Raw genomic sequence first — 16,876 nt, 5'->3', positions numbered from 1 at the left:
GGGCCATTCGATAAGGAAATACTAGATGTAGTTATTTAAAACTTCAACCACTCAATATATAGCGTTTTTAGCAAAGCGTTCCCCCGCCGGGGTGGCCAGGCGGAGGAGGGGGAAGGCTGCGCGAAACTACAGACGCATGGCGACGGCGAGGCGGTTAAAGGCGTTCATCAGGCTGATGGCGAAGGTGAGATCGCTTATCTGACGTGGGGTAAAATGTTCGCGCAGCGGCAGGTAAACCTCATCTTCCGCATGGCTGGCGGCGATGTCGGTGACCGACTCGGCCCAGGCAAGCGCCGCGCGTTCGCCAGGGGTAAAATGGTCGCTCACCCGCCAGCCGGCCAGGGCATCCAGCTTGCTCTGCGCCATGCCGCCTTTGCGCAGCGCCTGGCTGTGCTTCTCAAGGCAGAAGGCGCAGCCGTTGATCTGCGACACGCGTAAATAGACCAGCTCCACCAGGGCGCTGCCCAGCTCGCTTTTCTCCATCGCGAGGCTGGCCTGCACCAGCCCTTTATAGACTTCCGGGCTCAGTTCACTGAATGGCTGACGTAATTGGCTCATGGTGTTCTCCTCTCTAAGACGGCAGCCAAAATAGCACTATAATGGACTGCAAAAGATAGCCATATTGTGATGAAAAAAGCAGACCATAATGGAAGCCAGCCACCTCCCTCTTTATCAACGCATCGCCCGCCAGCTGAAATCCGCCATTGAACGTGGAGAACTGGCTCCGGGCAGCCGTCTGCCCGCCAGCCGGGTGTTTGCCCAGGAGCAGGGCGTCTCCCGGGCGACCATCGAAAACGCCTGGGGCGAACTGGTCGCCCAGGGCTGGCTCGAGCGACGCGGGCAAGCGGGAACCTTTGTCAGCGAGCGGCTCAGTCCGCGCCAGCTGGCGCCAGTGCCGCCCGCGCAACCTGCCGCGCCGGCGGAGCCGTTGCCGTTTCAGATGGGGCTCCCGGCGCTGGATCTCTTTCCGCGCGGGCTGTGGGCGCGGGTGATGGGGCGTCGGCTGCGGACGCAGTCGCGGTTCGATCTGGCGCCCGGCGATCCCGGCGGCGACCCGCTTCTGCGTCAGGCGATCGTCGACTATTTGCGCCTGTCGCGCAGTATCGACTGCCAGCCGGAGCAGGTCCTGATCGCCGGCAACTATGCCACCGCCATGAACCTGATCCTGCGTACCCTGGCGCAGCCGGGGCAGCATATGTGGATGGAGGATCCGGGATATCCCTTTATCCGCCCGGTGGTCGAGGCCGGGCAGCTGGTGGTGGATGCGATCCCGGTGGACGACGAAGGGATGGATATCGCCTGGGGCCAGCGCCATCACCCGCAGGCGCGGTTTGCCCTGCTCACCCCGGCGCATCAGAGTCCGCTGGGAGTGGCGCTCTCGCTGCCCCGGCGTCGCCAGCTGTTGGCATGGGCCGCAGAGCGTGACGCCTGGATAATTGAGGATGATTACGATAGCGAGTTTCGCTATCGCGGCAAACCGCTGCCGCCGCTGAAAAGCCTTGATGCGCCACAGCGGGTCATCTACGCGGGCACCTTCAGTAAGTCGATGTTTCCGGCGCTGCGCACCGCCTGGCTGGTGGTGCCGACCGCGCTGGCGGCGCGCTTTCACCAGACCGTGGAGCGCCAGCCCTGCACCGTTCCCACCCTGTGGCAGCAGACGCTGGCGGATTTTATCCAGCAGGGCCATTTCTGGCGTCATCTGAAAAAAATGCGCGCCAGCTACAGCCAGCGCAGGGAGTGGCTGGAGTCGGCTCTGCAGGCGCAGGGCTTTCAGGTCACGCCGCAGCAGGGGGGGATTCAGCTGGTCATGCCGGTCAACGGCGACGATCGCCTGCTGGCCCAACGGGCGGTGGCGGCCGGGCTGGCGGTACAGGCGTTGAGCGACTGGCGGATGCGCCATACCGGCGAGGGGGGATTACTGATGAGTTTTACCAATATTCGCTCGCCGGCAATGGCTGGCGCGCTGGCCCGGCGGCTGAGGGAGGCGATCGGCGTCGGCGGCGTCACGCCCGCTGGCGCATAAAAAACCCCTGCGGCCAGAGGCGCGCAGGGGCTGACGCGTATTTGTTATCTTCATTGCTTTCCGTGAAGCTGGCGGGCTTCCGCGCGCTTATCGCGCGGCGGCAGCAAACGCTATAGCTATTATCGACGTAAATTGAGCAATACGCCAATAAATACCCCGACGGCGGCGGCGGCGCCCACGCTGTGCCACGGTTTATTGCGCACGTAGGTGTCGGCGCAGCCCAGCGCATCGCACGCTGCCTGGCGCGCATCCAGCGCCGCCTGCTGCACCCGGTTGTGGCCATTAAGGCGGGCGCGGGTCTCTTTTAACAGCGACTGCGCTTTGGCACGCGCCGCTTCCGCTTCCTCTTTCGCGTCACTGCCCCACGATTTCAGCACCTCTTCCAGCGTGTCCGCTAATTGGCTGACATCGTTATGAATATCTTCGGCGTTCTCGTCAAAATTGTTGCGGTTCACATGGTTAGCCATCGTTATCTCCCTTAATTCCATCGAGTGAGTAAGTGTAGGACAAGATTTTGAATTATGCTTACTGCTGTGGTTTCTGGAATATTCCGAAAGCACTGCCCTTAATGAATAAGGTAAGGTCAATGTGCGGTAAAAGATAACGAGGAATCAGTATGTATTTAAGACCCGATGAGGTGGCGCGTGTTCTTGAAAAAGCCGGCTTCACCATGGATGTTGTGACGCAAAAAGCGTACGGCTATCGCCGCGGCGATAATTATGTTTATGTGAACCGCGAAGCGCGCATGGGGCGAACAGCGTTAGTTATTCATCCAGCGTTAAAAGAGCGCAGCAATATGCTGGCTGAACCGGCTTCAGATATCAAAACCTGCGACCATTATGAACTGTTTCCGCTGTATTTAGCCGGGGATGCGCAGCAGCATTATGGTATTCCGCACGGCTTTAGCTCACGCATGGCGCTTGAGCGTTTTCTTAATGGACTGTTTGGCGAAGCCCAGCCGGCCATGTCGACGAATTAATTCGCTGGATAAAGACCCGGGCGAAGCTGGCTGGCGGGAGGAAGCGACTGGCAGAGCCAGTCGCTGTTACCGTGTCGGTCAGGCTTTTGCCTGCTGGTAGGGCGCCACGCGGAACAGGCGGCGGCAATAGTCGAGGAAGTAGCCGTAAGCGGCGCCCATCATCATTGAAACCGCCAGGTTCGAGCTCACCGCAGCGACAATCTGGTGCCAGTCCGCACCCACGCTCCACAGAATGGCGACATAAACCGGCGACTGAAAGGTCACGTAGGCCAGTACGTCGGCCATATTTTTCATCCAGCCGGCCGGAGTGATGCGCCGGGCCTGACGCATCGCGAAGTCGCGATAAATCCCGTAAGGGACAGCGATAATAATGTTGACCGGGATCGCCACCAGGCGCGACGATAACGACTGCTCAAACGTCATACCAGAGAGAAAAATTTCGATCATCATGTTGACGACGGTGCAGTAAACCACCATCGCAAAGGTGTCTGCAACCGCATGCCGCAAGCGGGAGTGCGCAGAGAACATCGGAGTGCTCCTCGAAAATGAAGTCAATAACGCCGAAAAATGCGCGTTGGTATAGCGTTTTTGGGCTGCCTGTTTTGATGTGCGTAGAGTATATCTCTGCATTAAAAGAGGCAACTAGCTATAAATTTTTATTTATTGCCTTTTTGTCGATAAAATACTCTGCGAAGGTCGGTTTTTTGCCCGTTACGCTACATTTATTGCTGGCTTTGTTAAATTCCTTTAATTTCAAATAGTTGTGTTGTTTTTTTCGCCATGGTATCTGACCAGGGGGTCGGCATCTGACCGCCCGCTGTGGCGCAAAATCGCGTTAGTCTGTGATTAGTGTCATGTTTAGATGTTTTTATGCCATTATGCCGGTTTTTGTGGTGAAAAATTCTAAAATGGTATGTGGCGTTTTATTCTTAATGACTGAGTAACTATTCATTCGGCCACGCGGAGAGGGCCTGCGCCTTCACCGACGATAAGAGGATAACCCGCTGACTATAAAGGTAATATCGCCTTCTTGATATATTTTCCTATCTCACCATCCGCCGCTTTTATTTATTCAGGGTCTTATTGGCCTGTGCTGGCGAAAAAGAACCGGGGATTTCCCGATATAAAGTAAGTGGAAAAGGTTTACTCTCTGCATAATATATTTATCTGGATAACCGAAGGCTGGAAATAAATAAACGTTTCTATTACACTTGCCGCGTTGTGTCTTTTAATTTGCTATTTGGAAATTTTTAATTTTATGTCTTCAATGTTACACAAACTGAATAATATCCGTTCACTGCGCGCGCTGTCCCGTGAATTCTCCATTGACGTGCTTGAAGAGATGCTGGAAAAGCTCAGGATCGTCACTGAAGAAATACGTACGCAACAGCAGCTGACGGCGCAGCAGCAGGCGGAATATCAGGAAAAAGTGAATACCTGGCTTGAGCTGATGCGCGCCGACGGTATTTCTCCTGACGAGCTGGTGGCCGATATTCAGCCGCCGATGGCGGGCGGTAAAAAGCGGAAACCGCGCCCGGCGAAATATCGTTATACCGATCATACCGGCGCCGAGAAAACCTGGACCGGCCAGGGAAGAATGCCGAAGCCGATTGCCCAGGCGGTCGCCGAGGGGAAATCGCTGGACAGCTTTTTGATTTAAAACCGATGCGGCCAGCGCCACGACGGCGGGGAGACCCACCGCCCGGCCTGGCCTTATGACCTGCAGCGAGGGGCTTCAGCAGACGCCGAAGTCCCCCTCTTCCTGATAGGACGTCACCTCGTCTGACTTCAGCGTATAGCGTTCTCCCTGCTCCTGCGCGGCCTGAACCACCACCAGAGCCTCGCCCTGCACTTCGACCACTTTCAGTTTTGGCCCGCCCGCACGCGGTTGTACCAGATCGCCGACAGAAAACATCATTCACTCCTCACTGTTAATACCACGGATGAACCTAAACCATAGCTCAACGCCCGCGCACTGAACACCGGGTGTGCTCTTTTTTGTTAAAACAATTTGGAGGTATATGTATTAATGTTGTTAATGTTTTGCTGGCGCCATACCGCTGCTGACAAGGGGGACGGCGAGGGTAGGGTTACCATCAATCAGGTCAGGAAAGACACCATGAAGTATATCATTCTGTTGATCATTGTTATTGCTGTGCTGTATGTCCATTACCGCGGACGGGTGCGCTATCGTTTCTGGCGACAGCTCTCCGACCATTCCACATTTACCGCGCCGTTGAATGGATTTATGTATTTATTTTCCCGCGTGCCGAATACGCCTTATCTGCGCCCGGAGATGTTTCCCGAGCTGGCGATATTGCAACAAAACTGGCTGGTTATTCGCGAAGAAGGCATCCGCCTCCAGCAGCTGGAGCAGATTAAAGCGGCCGATAAATATAACGATGCCGGATTTAACTCATTTTTTAAAACCGGCTGGAAACGCTTTTATCTGAAATGGTATGAGGATGCCCATCCCTCCGCCAGCCAGCTTTGCCCACAAACTACCGCGCTGCTGCGGGATATTCCGTCGGTGAAAGCGGCCATGTTCGCCACCCTGCCGGACGGCAGCCGTCTGCCGCGCCATCGCGACCCCTACGCCGGTTCCCTGCGCTTTCATCTTGGCCTGGCGACGCCGAACGATGACCGCTGCTTTATCGAGGTGGATGGTCAGCGCTACAGCTGGCGCGACGGGGAAGGGGTGCTGTTTGACGAGACCTATATCCACTATGCGGAAAATACCAGCGGTGAGAATCGGCTGATTCTGTTCTGTGATATTGAACGGCCGATGCGCTACCGCTGGGCGCAGAAGGTCAACCACTGGCTGGGGCGCTATCTGATGAGCGCCGCCTCGGCGCCCAACGACGCCAGCGATCGCACCGGCGGAATTAACCGGGCGTTTCGCTATATCTACCAGATCCGCATTGTCGGCAAGCGGCTGAAAAAATGGAATAAGACGGTCTATTACGTCGTCAAATGGCTGCTTTTCGGCGGCATTGCCTGGCTTATCTGGAGTGCGTTTTAACTCCCCTGGCGCCGGTTCCACGGCATGATCGCCAGCAGGCGCGCCATGCCGCAAAAGCCGGTCATCCCGGCGAAAGTGAGCCCGGCGCCGACCGCGCCGCTGAGCAGGAAAAAGCCGCCGTTCACGGTATAGCCCAGCAGCACCCCCAGTAAAATCAGAACGCCAGCGGCGATTTGCACCTGGCGCATCAGCGGCAGCGGTTGCGATTTATCTTCCTCAATCGGGAGCCCCGCGGCTTTCCATGCCTGAATCCCCCCCGCCAGCAGGCTAACCTGCGCCGGCGCGGCGGCGGCGGCCAGACGAATGGCGTTATTCTGCGTCCGGGAGCCGGCCTGGCAGTGGAAGATCACGCGCTCGCCGGCCCGGGCGTTTAGGGTCGCGCCGCCGTTCAGGGTGGCGAGCGGCACCAGCTCGGCATCGGGAATATGTTCGCGCGCGTATTCATCCGCATCGCGGATATCTATCAGTCTGGCACCCTGGGCAATCTGCACCCGGGCTTCGGCAGGGGTTAAGGTGGCGATGGTCATAGGATCCTCACGGGCAATAGAGCGTTTTCAGCGTGTTGATCACCTGCTGTACCGCAGGATGGGTGATGAAATAGTGGATGCGCTGAGCGTCGCGTTCGCTGTCGATCAGCCCCTCGTCACGCATCCGCGCGAGGTGCTGCGAGGTGGCGGAAGGGCTCAGGCCGGTAGCGCGGGCCAGTTCACCGGCGCTGGCCCGCGGCGCGTCGCATAGCATGCACAGGATCAGCAAACGGTGAGGGTTGCTCATCGCTTTCATCAGCGCGGCGGCTTCGCCGGCGCGGGCCTGCAGGTCTTCGGGTGTGGTCATGTATTTTAGCTTTTTCTAAATTTAGATAACTCTAAAATAAAAAAGCCGCCAGCGCCAGCCCTTTTTCCCCGCGACTCAGGCCGGAACGGCGAGATCGGCTATCTGCGCCCGGGCGCTGGCGATCCCGGCGTCGCGACCGTGCGGGCGGTTATCCAGCCCTTCGGCATAGATAAATTCCACCTCATGGATCCCCATCAGCCCCAGCACCGCGCGCAGATAGGGGGTGACGGCGTCGGTGGTTTCTCCCTGGTGAACACCGCCGCGGCTGCTGACGACCACCGCCCGGACGCCCTCGACCAGCCCCTGCGGCCAGCTGTCGGTGTAGCGAAAGGTTTCCCGCGCCCGCGCCACGAGGTCGAACCATTTCTTCAGATCGGTCGGGACGTTGAGGTTATACATCGGGGCGCCGATCACCAGCAGGTCGCTGGCTTTTAACTCGGCAATAAACTGGTCGGAGAGCGCTACCGCCGCGCGGATGGCCGGCCGCGGATCCGCCGCCCCGCGCAGGGCGGCAAACAGCGCGCCATCCAGCGTCGGCAGCGCCATAGCGCTGAGATCGTGTTCGCGGATCCGATCGTGGCGGCCCGCCGCCTGGCGCGCCGCGAGAAATTCGTTAATCAGCTGATTGGTCAGGGAAGTTTCGCCATTAATGCTGGACTTTAATACCAGAACGTTAGCCATGATGAGTGCCTCAAGTGAAGGATAGAAGCAGAGACTAACACTGTCTTTTTTCTCTCTGGAGTGACATTATTTTCCTCTATTGTATCCCGTAAGGAATCAATCTGTGCGCGACGATCTGAACGCGATCCCGGTGTTTGTCACTGTGGTCGAGAGCGGTAACTTTGCCAGCGCGGCGACGATCCTCCACGTGACGCGATCGGCGGTGGGAAAAACCATTGCCCGGCTGGAAGCGCGTCTCGGCGTGGCGTTATTCCAGCGCACCACCCGCAGGCAACTGCTGACGGAAGAGGGAGAGCAATTTTATCACCAGTGTCGGGAGGCGCTGGGACGCATTCGCGAGGCCGAAGAAGCGCTGCAGCGCGGCAAAGGCGAGGTGCAGGGACGGCTGCGGATTTCGCTGCCGGTGCTGTTTGGCCAGCGCTGCGTGGCGCCGCTGCTGTTCCGCCTGAGCCAGCGCTATCCATTGCTGAAGCTCGAGCTCCACTACAGCGACCGGCAGGTCAATCTGCTGGAAGAGGGGTTTGATCTCGCGGTGCGTATCGGGAGCCTGGCCGACACCGGGTCGCTACGGGCGCGGGCGCTGGGGGAGCATGGCATGGTGCTGTGCGCGGCGGCGGAGTACCTGCGTCGCCAGCCGGCGCCGCAGACCATCGCCGGGCTGAGCGAGCACCGCACCCTCGGCTATCTGCATAACGGTCAGCTGCAAAAATGGCAACTTTTCGACCCGCAGCAGGGAGAAGTGCGCTTCACCCCGGAGGCGTGGCTGGTGCAGGATGACTTTGCCGCCATCGCCGCAGCGGCGCAGCAGGGAATGGGCATCGCCTGGCTGCCGGACTGGCTGGTGGCGCAGGCGCTCGCCGACGGGACGCTGCAGCAGGTTCTGGCGCCCAGCGACCGTGTGCGTTTCGCCATCCACGCGGTGTGGCCGGAAGGGCCGTGGCTGCCGCAAAAAACGCGGGTGACGATCGATGCCCTGCGGGCGGGGCTGGGTCTGGCGTAGCGTCCTCGGCCGGCGCGCTTTAGGTCATCGCCTCAGCGGCGTGGCCGTCCGGCACGGGCGGCGCGGCGGTATAGCGTGCTGCGGGCGATGCCCAGCATCTGCGCCGCCCGGCTGACGTTGCCGTTGACCCTGGCGAGGGTATCGACAATCAACTGCTCGTCATGGGCCTGTAATCCCCCACGCGGCAGCGGCGCAGGCGCAGCGCGGTATGCGTCCGGCAGCGCATCGGGCGTCAGCGTGTCGCCCTCATCGGCCAGAGCCAGCATCACCTTCAGGACGCTCTGCAGCTGGCGCACGTTTCCCGGCCACGGCAGCTGGCTGAGGTGGGTCAGCAGCGCGGTGGACAGCGTCACCCGGCGCGAAGCGCCGCCCAGGTCGCGCCACAGGGTGGCGATAAAGGTTTCCAGCGCCGGCCACTCGCGTAGCGGAGGCAGCGCCAGGGCGTACTCCCGCAGGCGCCACAGCAGATCTTCGCGAAATTCGCCGGCGCTGACCCGCTGGGTCAGGTTGCGGTGCGTGGCGCAGATCAGGGCGAAGTTCACCGGCACGCTGCGGCTGGCGCCGAGCGGGGCGACCTCTTTCTCCTGCAGTACTCGCAGAAGGCGGGTCTGCAGCGCCAGCGGCATATCGCCGATCTCATCAAGAAACAGCACCCCGCCCTCGGCCTCGCGGATTTTGCCGATATAGCCGTTTTTGCTGGCACCGGTAAACGCCCCTGGCTGGTAGCCGAAAAGCTCGGACTCGATCAGCGATTCCGGAATGGCGGCGCAGTTAATGGCGACGAATTTACCGCTGCGCCAGCGGCTGTGCTGGTGCAGCGTGCGGCTGACATACTCTTTGCCGCTGCCGGTTTCCCCCTCAATACAGAGCGCGATGCCGGCGTTAAGCAGCCGGAGCAGCTTTTCGCCTTCCCGCGGGCTGGTGAAGGGGAGCTGCATGGCCGGCGGGGCACTCACCGCCACCCGGCGGCGGGTGGGCTCGCGCAGGCGATAGTGATAGCGGCCCTGCGGGGTGGTCAGGGGCAGGGGAACGCTGACCGCCGTTTGCGTCAGCGTCGGAAAAAGCGACGCAAAGGTGAGCTGGCCAAACTGCGCCGCGCTCAGGCCGAACTCGCGCATCGCCAGCCGGTTGCCAGCGGTAAGGACGTTGTCGGAAAAGACCAGCAACAGTTCCTCCACGCTGTCGAGTTTGTCCACCTGCCGGTGGAGGCTCATCAGCCACTGCTCAGGATGCAGGCTCTGCTTCACCCACAGATACTCAATCTGCTTTGCCGCCGCTTTCACCCAGCCAAAGGTGTGCTGGTGGGGAAAATCCGCCGGGCCGGAGATATCCAGCACGCCGGCGATGCTTCCGTCCGGCCGCTGGAGCGGCATCGCCGCGCAGTACAAATTCTGGTTGCGGGTGAGAAAGTGCTGACGGCCATCGATTTCGCAGCCGTCGTCAATCGCCAGCGCGGTGCCGATGGCGTTGGTCCCGCGTCCGCTTTCGCTCCACAGATTGCCCGGCGCCAGCGCGACGCGCTGAGCCTTCTGCATCGCCTGGGTATCGCCGACGGTATGGAGCACCAGACCGCCGGGGTCGGAGAGGATCACCACCGACTGCAGGTCCGCCACCTGGCGCGACAGGGCTTCCACCACCGGCTGCGCCAGCTGCTGCAGGCTGCGGTGGCTGGCGAGCCGGTCCGCCAGCTCGCCGGCGTCGAGGCGGGGAAAATCCTCGGTGGCGGGATCCAGACCGTAGCGTTGGCAGCGAGACCATGAATCGCTCAGCAGGGGATTGGCGTTAACCTCTGGGGCGAGAAGAAAGGGATTGCCTGGCACAGGGCACCTCTGGGTCGATGTTGCTGTGTTGCAATATTGTAGCTATTTGGTTTATTTGGTGTTGCGATTTGCAACACATAAGTGGAAACCCGTGCGACAGTGGCTGACCATCTGCCCAGTTAGTAAATGCAACCTGTTAATAAATAAACCTATTTAGAGAAAATGAAAAACTGGCATAACCCCTGCAAAGTGAGATGCGTTCGGCGGCAAGTTTAAAAAATCAATATGCCGCTGCGTCTCAACCCTACAGAAGGAGATTTGCGATGCGTTATGCACACCCTGGCCAGCCCGGCGCCCTGGTTTCATTGAAATCCGCTTACGGCAACTTTATTGACGGTAAATTTGTCGAGCCGCTGAGCGGTGAATTCTTTATGAATACCTCCCCGGTAGACGGCAGCAACATTGCGCAGTTTCCCCGGTCGGATGCCAGAGACATTGACTTCGCCCTCGACGCCGCCCACCGTGCGGCGCCGGCGTGGGGCAAAACCTCAGTGCAACAGCGCTCCAGGCTGCTGCTGCAGGTCGCCGACCGTATTGAACAGCATCTGGAATATCTGGCGGTGGCGGAGAGCTGGGACAACGGCAAACCGATCCGCGAAACGCTGAATGCCGACCTGCCGCTGGCGGTGGATCACTTTCGCTACTTCGCCGGCTGCCTGCGCGCCCAGGAGGGAAGCACTGCCGAAATTGACGAAACCACGGTGGCCTACCATTTCCATGAACCGCTGGGGGTGGTCGGTCAGATTATCCCATGGAACTTCCCGCTGCTGATGGCCGCGTGGAAGCTGGCCCCGGCCCTGGCGGCGGGTAACTGCGTGGTGCTCAAGCCGGCGGAACAGACGCCGCTGAGTATTACCCTGCTGCTGGAGCTGATCGGCGATCTGTTCCCGGCGGGGGTGCTGAACGTGGTGCAGGGCTTCGGCAAAGAGGCGGGCGAGGCGCTGGCCACCAGCAAGCGTATCGCCAAGCTGGCGTTTACCGGCTCCACGCCGGTCGGGCGACATATTCTCGCCTGCGCGGCGGAGAATATTATCCCCTGCACCGTCGAGCTGGGGGGCAAATCGCCCAATATTTACTTCGCCGACGTGATGGAGGGTGAAGAGGAGTTTATTGAGAAGGCGGTGGAGGGGCTGGTGCTCGGTTTCTTCAACCAGGGTGAGGTCTGTACTTGCCCGTCGCGGGCGCTGATCCATGAATCCATCTATGAGCCCTTTATGGCGCGGGTCATGGAGAAGGTGGCGCAGATCCGTCGCGGCGATCCGTTAGATACCGACACCATGATCGGCGCCCAGGCTTCCCGCCAGCAGTTCGACAAGATCCTCTCCTATATTCAGATTGCCCGGGAAGAGGGCGGACAAATCCTCACCGGCGGCGAGCGGGCGGCGATCGCGCCGGCGCTGGATAATGGTTTTTATATTCAGCCCACGCTGATTAAAGGTCGCAACGATATGCGCTCCTTCCAGGAGGAGATCTTTGGGCCGGTGATCGGGGTGACCACCTTTAAGGACGAAGCGGAAGCGCTGGCTATCGCCAATGAGACCCAGTTTGGCCTCGGCGCTGGGGTGTGGACGCGCGATACCAATCTCGCCTATCGCATGGGGCGCGGTATTCAGGCCGGTCGCGTATGGACCAACTGTTATCATGTCTACCCGGCACATGCGGCGTTCGGCGGCTATAAACAGTCCGGCGTCGGGCGGGAAACGCATAAGATGGCGCTGGATGCCTATCAGCAAACCAAAAACCTGCTGGTGAGCTACGGCACCGCGCCGCTGGGCCTGTTCTGAAGCCCATCTCATTACTGATTGATCCTCAGTCCGCAATCCGTTCGGGTTGCGGATTTTTTTTGCGTCAAAATAACCCGGTGAAAGCGAGCGGTTACGGTGGCGGATAACGGCAATACATTTGGGTTAATGAAGTAATGGCTTTCATTTGAAAACAAAAACACTTCCAGAACAAGAAATTACAGCGCGGGTCAGGAGCGCTTTGCCTTAATTTGTGTAGAAATGATGAAGATTAATACCAGGAAAATTCCTAATTTTTTAGTGGCAACGGGTTTGGGCACAATAAAACAAGACGCTTTTTTGAGCAATTACCTTTAAATTTGTTAATAAAATGGACGTGTTGTTGTTGAGAGGTATTTAATTTTCTTTTGTATAGATATGTAAATTAACATTGAAATGCCATTTCAAAAAATAACTTTATGCCGAGTATAGTCGTTAACCTGTATGTAACATTTCATCAGGTTGCCTTTTTTTACATCGGGTAATATATTTATTTCGCACATCAAAATAACTCTTTTTCTTCTGCTTGTTATTCATGGCCACCTTTCGGCGAAATAAAGCGGAGTTAAAGGACGTGTGCCGATTATCCTGCGGAAGGAACGCAATGAACATTTACAGGGAGGAACGGACGAGCCGTTTCGCGATAGCCATGGGGCTATTGTCGATCACGGGAAAATATATTCGTTAACGATGAGATAAATAATGAAAACGCAACTTCGTATTATGGCAATTCTCATGGGAGCGCTGGTTTCTGGCGCTGCAATTTCTGTTACTACGCCAACCATTAACGTTAACCCTGGCTCCAACGCGGGTACCCAGGGTACCGGCGGACAGGTTATCTTCAATGGATCAATCACCGACAGCTCCTGCAATATCGACAGCGCATCCACCAGCCAGACGGTGGATCTGGGCAAATGGGCCAGCACCTATTTTACCAGCACAGGTTTTGAAACCACCAAAACGCCTTTCCATATCAAAGTAAAAGATTGCCCTGCCAGCGTGACAAATGTCGCGGTGCTGTTTGACGGCGCGCGCGATCCGTCTGATAACACGCTGTTGGCGACCACCGGCGGCGCCGCTGGCGTGGCGATCAAGCTGTATGAAGATGACAAGTCTACGGCGGTCAGCCTCGGCAGCGTGTCTAAAGCCAAAAATGTCGTTACGGGCGCGACTGCCGGCACCGGCACTGCCGACCTCAAGTTTTTCGCCGACTATATCTCCACCGGTGCGGTGACGGCTGGCGATGCCAACGGTACGGCTAATTTCAATATGATTTATAACTAATCATATTGCGCGCTATTCAGAGTCAGTCCACTGCGTGCTGATTAATTGCAGATAGCTAAAGTGATAATTGTCATAAAGTCACGAAATATATTCGTGACGGTATAGTTATTTTTGCTAATTATCCCGACGGGTACTGGCTCTGATATTCCCTGCTTTATTTTATTGTTTGTTCAACCTTTACCTGATGGTAAGTCATAATGAAGAAAATAATTGCCGTTGCGGCCTTTCTGCTGTGCTCCACGGCAGCGCAGGCCGGTATTGTCATGGGTGGAACCCGTGTGATTTATCAGGAAGGGAAGCGTGAAGCCGCTATTTCAGTCACTAATGCCGATACCCATACGCCCTATCTGGTGCAGTCGTGGGTGGAAAATTACGCGGAAAACGATAAGGCCAAGGTGCCCTTTATTGTTACGCCGCCCTTATTCCGTCTCGATCCGGAGCAAAATAACGTCCTGCGCATTAACTTTATTGGCGCCTCGCTGCCCAGCGACCGTGAATCGGTCTACTGGCTGAACGTCAAGAGTATCGCCCCGACGCCCAAGGGCGAGGTGAACAAGCTGCAGGTCAATATTAAGTCGAAATTCAAAATCTTTTATCGACCCAACGGCCTGGCGGGCGACCCGGCTAAAGCCTGGCAGCAGCTGAAGTTTAGCCAGTCCGGCGGCCATCTGACGGTGGCAAACCCCACTCCCTATTTTGTCTCTTTTTACGCCGTCGAGGTGGGCGGGCAGGCAATCGACGAGCCTGGCATGGTGGCCCCCTTTGGCGAGAAAACGTGGCCGGTGAGCGGGCACGGCACCGTCAAATGGCGGGCGATTAACGACTACGGCGGCGTCAGCGATTACGCCCAGCAGTAATTCCCCTTTGTGATGAGCTTACCGGACGGCGCCAGCATGAAAAGAATAACAACAGCCAGGGTGCGGGAGTATGCCGCGTTGCCCGTCACCGCCGGACGGGCGCTGGCGCTGGCGACGCTGCCGACGATGATGTGCTGTCTCAGCCCGCTGAGCCGGGCGCTGGCCGACGACTATTTTGATCCGGCGGCGCTGGAGTTTGCCGACCCGCAGCAGCAAACCTCCGATCTGCACTACTTCGCCAAACCCGGCGGGCAGCAGCCGGGGACTTATCCTGTCACCGTGGTGGTTAACGACCAGGAGCTGGGCCAGGCCAATATCACCTTTGTTGACGATGGCGGGCAGCTGCAGCCGGTGCTGACGCCCGGGCAGCTGGCGGATTATGGGGTCAACGTCAGCGCGTTTCCGGCTTTTCAAACGCTGCATGAAGGTGAGACCTTCACCCGGATCGAGAAGTTTATTCCCGACGCCAGCAGCCGCTTCACCTTCGCTAACCAGCGCCTGACGCTGAGCATTCCCCAGGCGGCGATGAACGTGCAAAGCCGCGGCTATGTCGATCCCTCGCGCTGGGACGATGGCGTGCCGGCCGCGTTTGTCGATTACTATTTTTCCGGCGCGCAAATAAAGAATGCCGATGAAGGGGAGAGCAGCCGCTCAAACTATCTCAATTTACGCAGCGGCGTGAACCTGGGCGCCTGGCGGCTGCGCAATATCTCCTCAATGCAGTACGACCAGCAGCGCCGGCACTGGGATTCACAGAGCACCTGGCTGCAGCGCGACGTCCGCTCGCTGAAGAGTCTGCTGCGGATCGGCGATACTTACACCACCGGCGATGTGTTTGACAGCATCCCGTTTCGCGGCGTCCAGCTGATGTCTGACGATGAGATGCTCCCGGACAGCCAGCGCGGCTTTGCCCCTACCATCCGCGGCGTGGCGCACAGCAATGCCAAAGTGACCGTCTCCCAGCATGGGTATGTGATCTACGAAACCTTCGTGTCGCCGGGGGCGTTCGCCATCAGCGATCTTTATCCCACCTCGCAGAGCGGCGATCTGGAGGTGAAGGTGACCGAGAGCAATGGTTCGGTGCGCACCTTTACCCAGCCCTATTCCGCCGTGCCCTACATGCTGCGCGAAGGGCGCGGCAAATTCAGCCTCAGCGCCGGTCGCTACCACTCCGGGGCGGATTCGGTGCGCTCGCCGGAATTCCTGCAGGGCACCCTGTTCTATGGTCTGTCGGCGGGATTTACCCTCTACGGCGGCACGCAGCTGGCCCAGGATTATCAGTCGTGGGCGCTGGGCCTGGGCCGCGGCTTTGGCGAGTTCGGTTCGCTGGGAGGCGACGTCACCCAGGCCGTCACCCGTACCCCGTCGGGCAAGCGCTATGCGGGCCATTCGCTGCGCGCTCAGTATCAGAAAGATTTCGTCAGCTCGGGCACCACGTTCAGCCTCGCCAGCTATCGCTACTCCTCCAGCGGCTATTACGATTTTGCCGAAGCCAGCGCCCTCGAAAGCGCGCAGGGGCAGGTGGACAACCGGCGCCGCCGGGAGGAAGTGTCGGTGTCACAACGCCTCGGCGGTCTGGGCAGTCTGGCGGTTTCCGCCTGGTCGCAGGAATACTGGCACCGGCAGAGTCGGGATGAGACGGTGCATCTCGGGTTCTACAGCGCCTGGAAAGGGATCTCCTGGGGCGTGGGCTATTACTACACTCGCGCCAGCGGCCAGCAAAAAAATGACCGCTCCTGGTCATTCAATATCAATATTCCGCTGGGCGGTCCGCTGTCCGACAGCGCGGTGAGCTACAACACCACCTCGGACAGCAATGGCTATACCTCGCAGCAGGTGTCGCTGTATGGCGCGGTGCCGACGCGGCCGAATCTGTTCTACTCGGTTCAGCAGGGCTACGGCAACCAGGGGCGGGGCACCAACAGCAGCGTCGCCCTGGACTACCACGGCGGCTTCGGCAACGCGCAGCTCGGCTATCGCCATGACGCCGCCAGTAATCAGCTGACCTGGGGAGGCGCCGGCTCGGTGGTCGCGCATCCGCACGGCGTGACCTTCGGTCAGACGGTGGGCGAGAGCTTCGCCATCGTCCGCGCGCCGGGGGCTGCCGGCGTGGCGGTGCAAAACGGCAACAATGTGCACACCGACTGGCGCGGTTATGCTGTGGTGCCGTCTCTGACCACCTACCGGAAAAATGTCATTACCCTCGACACGGAGTCGATGGCGGATGATACCGACGTCGACCAGCAGGGTCAGACGGTGATCCCCGGCGGCGGCGCGGTGGTGATGGCCAACTACCGGACCCGCATAGGCAACCGGGTGCTATTTACCCTGCGCAACGCGCAGGGGCCGTTACCCTTTGGCGCCAGCGCACGGTTGGTCGGGACGGAGGAGAGCGGCAATGCGCCGGGCGGCATGGTAGCCGACGGCGGTCAGGTGTACCTCAGCGGCGTGCCGCAGGAGGGAACCCTGGCGGTGAGCTGGGTCGTCAATAACCAGTCGCAGAGTTGCACGATGCATTTTCATCTTGCGGATAACCCACAGCAGAGTCTGAATACGGTGAAAACCGTCTCCGGGCTGTGCCAGTCACGCTGAGGC

General features: G+C 58.9%; 16 protein-coding genes and 1 pseudogene. 9 read left to right on the top strand and 8 right to left on the bottom strand.

The window, feature by feature from the left end; all coding sequences use genetic code 11:
- Nucleotides 1–126: 126 nt before the first annotated feature.
- Nucleotides 127–558 carry a carboxymuconolactone decarboxylase family protein gene (locus ABLU95_RS22785; protein WP_087849604.1) on the bottom strand — a complete coding sequence of 144 codons (432 nt, stop codon included), beginning with the start codon at nucleotides 556–558 and terminating at the stop codon, nucleotides 127–129.
- Nucleotides 559–646: 88 nt separating this feature from the next.
- Here ABLU95_RS22785 and ABLU95_RS22780 point away from each other — a divergent pair, with 88 nt between their 5' ends.
- The gene (locus ABLU95_RS22780) at nucleotides 647–2,023 is read left to right on the top strand and encodes a PLP-dependent aminotransferase family protein (protein ID WP_048335065.1); all 1,377 of its coding nucleotides are present in this window, start codon (nucleotides 647–649) and stop codon (nucleotides 2,021–2,023) included.
- Nucleotides 2,024–2,142: 119 nt separating this feature from the next.
- Here the strand turns inward: ABLU95_RS22780 and ABLU95_RS22775 are convergent, their stop codons facing one another.
- A complete protein-coding gene (locus tag ABLU95_RS22775) occupies nucleotides 2,143–2,490 on the bottom strand; it encodes a DUF883 family protein (protein ID WP_032432206.1) in 348 nt (115 codons plus the stop codon).
- Nucleotides 2,491–2,639: 149 nt separating this feature from the next.
- Here ABLU95_RS22775 and ABLU95_RS22770 point away from each other — a divergent pair, with 149 nt between their 5' ends.
- Nucleotides 2,640–3,002: a DUF2002 family protein gene (locus tag ABLU95_RS22770; RefSeq protein WP_348880424.1), complete on the top strand. Its 363-nt coding sequence runs from the start codon at nucleotides 2,640–2,642 to the stop codon at nucleotides 3,000–3,002.
- A gap of 78 nt (nucleotides 3,003–3,080) precedes the next feature.
- Here the strand turns inward: ABLU95_RS22770 and alaE are convergent, their stop codons facing one another.
- Entirely contained in the window at nucleotides 3,081–3,530 is a 450-nt protein-coding gene (gene alaE, locus ABLU95_RS22765) for an L-alanine exporter AlaE (protein WP_004205719.1), read from the bottom strand.
- A gap of 730 nt (nucleotides 3,531–4,260) precedes the next feature.
- Between alaE and stpA the strand changes: the two genes are divergently transcribed.
- Nucleotides 4,261–4,662: a DNA-binding protein StpA gene (gene stpA, locus ABLU95_RS22760; protein WP_086076428.1), complete on the top strand. Its 402-nt coding sequence runs from the start codon at nucleotides 4,261–4,263 to the stop codon at nucleotides 4,660–4,662.
- 75 nt (nucleotides 4,663–4,737) lie between these two features.
- On the opposite strand, the gene ABLU95_RS22755 is transcribed toward stpA, so the two are convergent.
- Entirely contained in the window at nucleotides 4,738–4,917 is a 180-nt protein-coding gene (locus ABLU95_RS22755) for a hypothetical protein (protein ID WP_065883406.1), read from the bottom strand.
- Between the two features lie 204 nt (nucleotides 4,918–5,121).
- Here ABLU95_RS22755 and lpxO point away from each other — a divergent pair, with 204 nt between their 5' ends.
- Entirely contained in the window at nucleotides 5,122–6,024 is a 903-nt protein-coding gene (lpxO, locus tag ABLU95_RS22750; RefSeq protein WP_065812313.1) for a lipid A hydroxylase LpxO, read from the top strand.
- Here the strand turns inward: lpxO and ABLU95_RS22745 are convergent.
- From ABLU95_RS22745 to ABLU95_RS22735, 3 genes and pseudogenes are all read right to left on the bottom strand, one after another.
- Nucleotides 6,005–6,551, bottom strand: a pseudogene (locus ABLU95_RS22745) (rhodanese family protein). The gene lpxO and the pseudogene ABLU95_RS22745 overlap by 20 nt on opposite strands.
- A 7-nt stretch (nucleotides 6,552–6,558) precedes the next feature.
- A complete protein-coding gene (locus ABLU95_RS22740) occupies nucleotides 6,559–6,858 on the bottom strand; it encodes a metalloregulator ArsR/SmtB family transcription factor (RefSeq protein WP_002914277.1) in 300 nt (99 codons plus the stop codon).
- Nucleotides 6,859–6,933: 75 nt separating this feature from the next.
- Entirely contained in the window at nucleotides 6,934–7,539 is a 606-nt protein-coding gene (locus ABLU95_RS22735; RefSeq protein WP_048298082.1) for an NAD(P)H-dependent oxidoreductase, read from the bottom strand.
- 103 nt (nucleotides 7,540–7,642) lie between these two features.
- Here ABLU95_RS22735 and ABLU95_RS22730 point away from each other — a divergent pair, with 103 nt between their 5' ends.
- Nucleotides 7,643–8,539 (top strand): LysR substrate-binding domain-containing protein, encoded by an 897-nt coding sequence (locus ABLU95_RS22730; RefSeq protein ID WP_232689403.1) that lies wholly within the window; start codon nucleotides 7,643–7,645, stop codon nucleotides 8,537–8,539.
- A 32-nt stretch (nucleotides 8,540–8,571) separates the two neighbouring features.
- On the opposite strand, the gene ABLU95_RS22725 is transcribed toward ABLU95_RS22730, so the two are convergent.
- Nucleotides 8,572–10,359, bottom strand: coding sequence for a sigma-54-dependent Fis family transcriptional regulator (locus tag ABLU95_RS22725; RefSeq protein WP_023290740.1), 1,788 nt, complete (start codon nucleotides 10,357–10,359; stop codon nucleotides 8,572–8,574).
- 263 nt (nucleotides 10,360–10,622) lie between these two features.
- Between ABLU95_RS22725 and ABLU95_RS22720 the strand changes: the two genes are divergently transcribed.
- The 4 genes from ABLU95_RS22720 to ABLU95_RS22705 all read left to right on the top strand — a co-directional run bounded on the left by ABLU95_RS22720 (nucleotide 10,623) and on the right by ABLU95_RS22705 (nucleotide 16,873).
- Entirely contained in the window at nucleotides 10,623–12,143 is a 1,521-nt protein-coding gene (locus tag ABLU95_RS22720) for an aldehyde dehydrogenase family protein (protein ID WP_032453792.1), read from the top strand.
- 699 nt (nucleotides 12,144–12,842) lie between these two features.
- The gene (locus ABLU95_RS22715) at nucleotides 12,843–13,424 is read left to right on the top strand and encodes a fimbrial protein (protein ID WP_348880423.1); all 582 of its coding nucleotides are present in this window, start codon (nucleotides 12,843–12,845) and stop codon (nucleotides 13,422–13,424) included.
- A gap of 197 nt (nucleotides 13,425–13,621) precedes the next feature.
- Nucleotides 13,622–14,281 (top strand): molecular chaperone, encoded by a 660-nt coding sequence (locus tag ABLU95_RS22710; protein WP_218801914.1) that lies wholly within the window; start codon nucleotides 13,622–13,624, stop codon nucleotides 14,279–14,281.
- 36 nt (nucleotides 14,282–14,317) lie between these two features.
- Nucleotides 14,318–16,873, top strand: coding sequence for a fimbria/pilus outer membrane usher protein (locus ABLU95_RS22705; protein ID WP_049013863.1), 2,556 nt, complete (start codon nucleotides 14,318–14,320; stop codon nucleotides 16,871–16,873).
- Nucleotides 16,874–16,876: the final 3 nt, after the last annotated feature.

This window comes from Klebsiella sp. GG_Kp146 (assembly GCF_040061975.1).
Classification (GTDB): Bacteria; Pseudomonadota; Gammaproteobacteria; order Enterobacterales; family Enterobacteriaceae; genus Klebsiella; species Klebsiella quasipneumoniae.
Note: the sequence above shows the minus strand (reverse complement) of the source record. Positions and strands in the feature narration are given on the sequence as shown.

Coding starts and splice junctions, on each gene's coding strand:
- ABLU95_RS22785 (WP_087849604.1), bottom strand. CDS start 558: ATGAGCCAATTACGTCAGCCATTCAGTGAACTGAGCCCGGAAGTCTAT.
- ABLU95_RS22780 (WP_048335065.1), top strand. CDS start 647: ATGGAAGCCAGCCACCTCCCTCTTTATCAACGCATCGCCCGCCAGCTG.
- ABLU95_RS22775 (WP_032432206.1), bottom strand. CDS start 2,490: ATGGCTAACCATGTGAACCGCAACAATTTTGACGAGAACGCCGAAGAT.
- ABLU95_RS22770 (WP_348880424.1), top strand. CDS start 2,640: ATGTATTTAAGACCCGATGAGGTGGCGCGTGTTCTTGAAAAAGCCGGC.
- alaE (WP_004205719.1), bottom strand. CDS start 3,530: ATGTTCTCTGCGCACTCCCGCTTGCGGCATGCGGTTGCAGACACCTTT.
- stpA (WP_086076428.1), top strand. CDS start 4,261: ATGTCTTCAATGTTACACAAACTGAATAATATCCGTTCACTGCGCGCG.
- ABLU95_RS22755 (WP_065883406.1), bottom strand. CDS start 4,917: ATGTTTTCTGTCGGCGATCTGGTACAACCGCGTGCGGGCGGGCCAAAA.
- lpxO (WP_065812313.1), top strand. CDS start 5,122: ATGAAGTATATCATTCTGTTGATCATTGTTATTGCTGTGCTGTATGTC.
- ABLU95_RS22740 (WP_002914277.1), bottom strand. CDS start 6,858: ATGACCACACCCGAAGACCTGCAGGCCCGCGCCGGCGAAGCCGCCGCG.
- ABLU95_RS22735 (WP_048298082.1), bottom strand. CDS start 7,539: ATGGCTAACGTTCTGGTATTAAAGTCCAGCATTAATGGCGAAACTTCC.
- ABLU95_RS22720 (WP_032453792.1), top strand. CDS start 10,623: ATGCGTTATGCACACCCTGGCCAGCCCGGCGCCCTGGTTTCATTGAAA.
- ABLU95_RS22715 (WP_348880423.1), top strand. CDS start 12,843: ATGAAAACGCAACTTCGTATTATGGCAATTCTCATGGGAGCGCTGGTT.
- ABLU95_RS22710 (WP_218801914.1), top strand. CDS start 13,622: ATGAAGAAAATAATTGCCGTTGCGGCCTTTCTGCTGTGCTCCACGGCA.
- ABLU95_RS22705 (WP_049013863.1), top strand. CDS start 14,318: ATGAAAAGAATAACAACAGCCAGGGTGCGGGAGTATGCCGCGTTGCCC.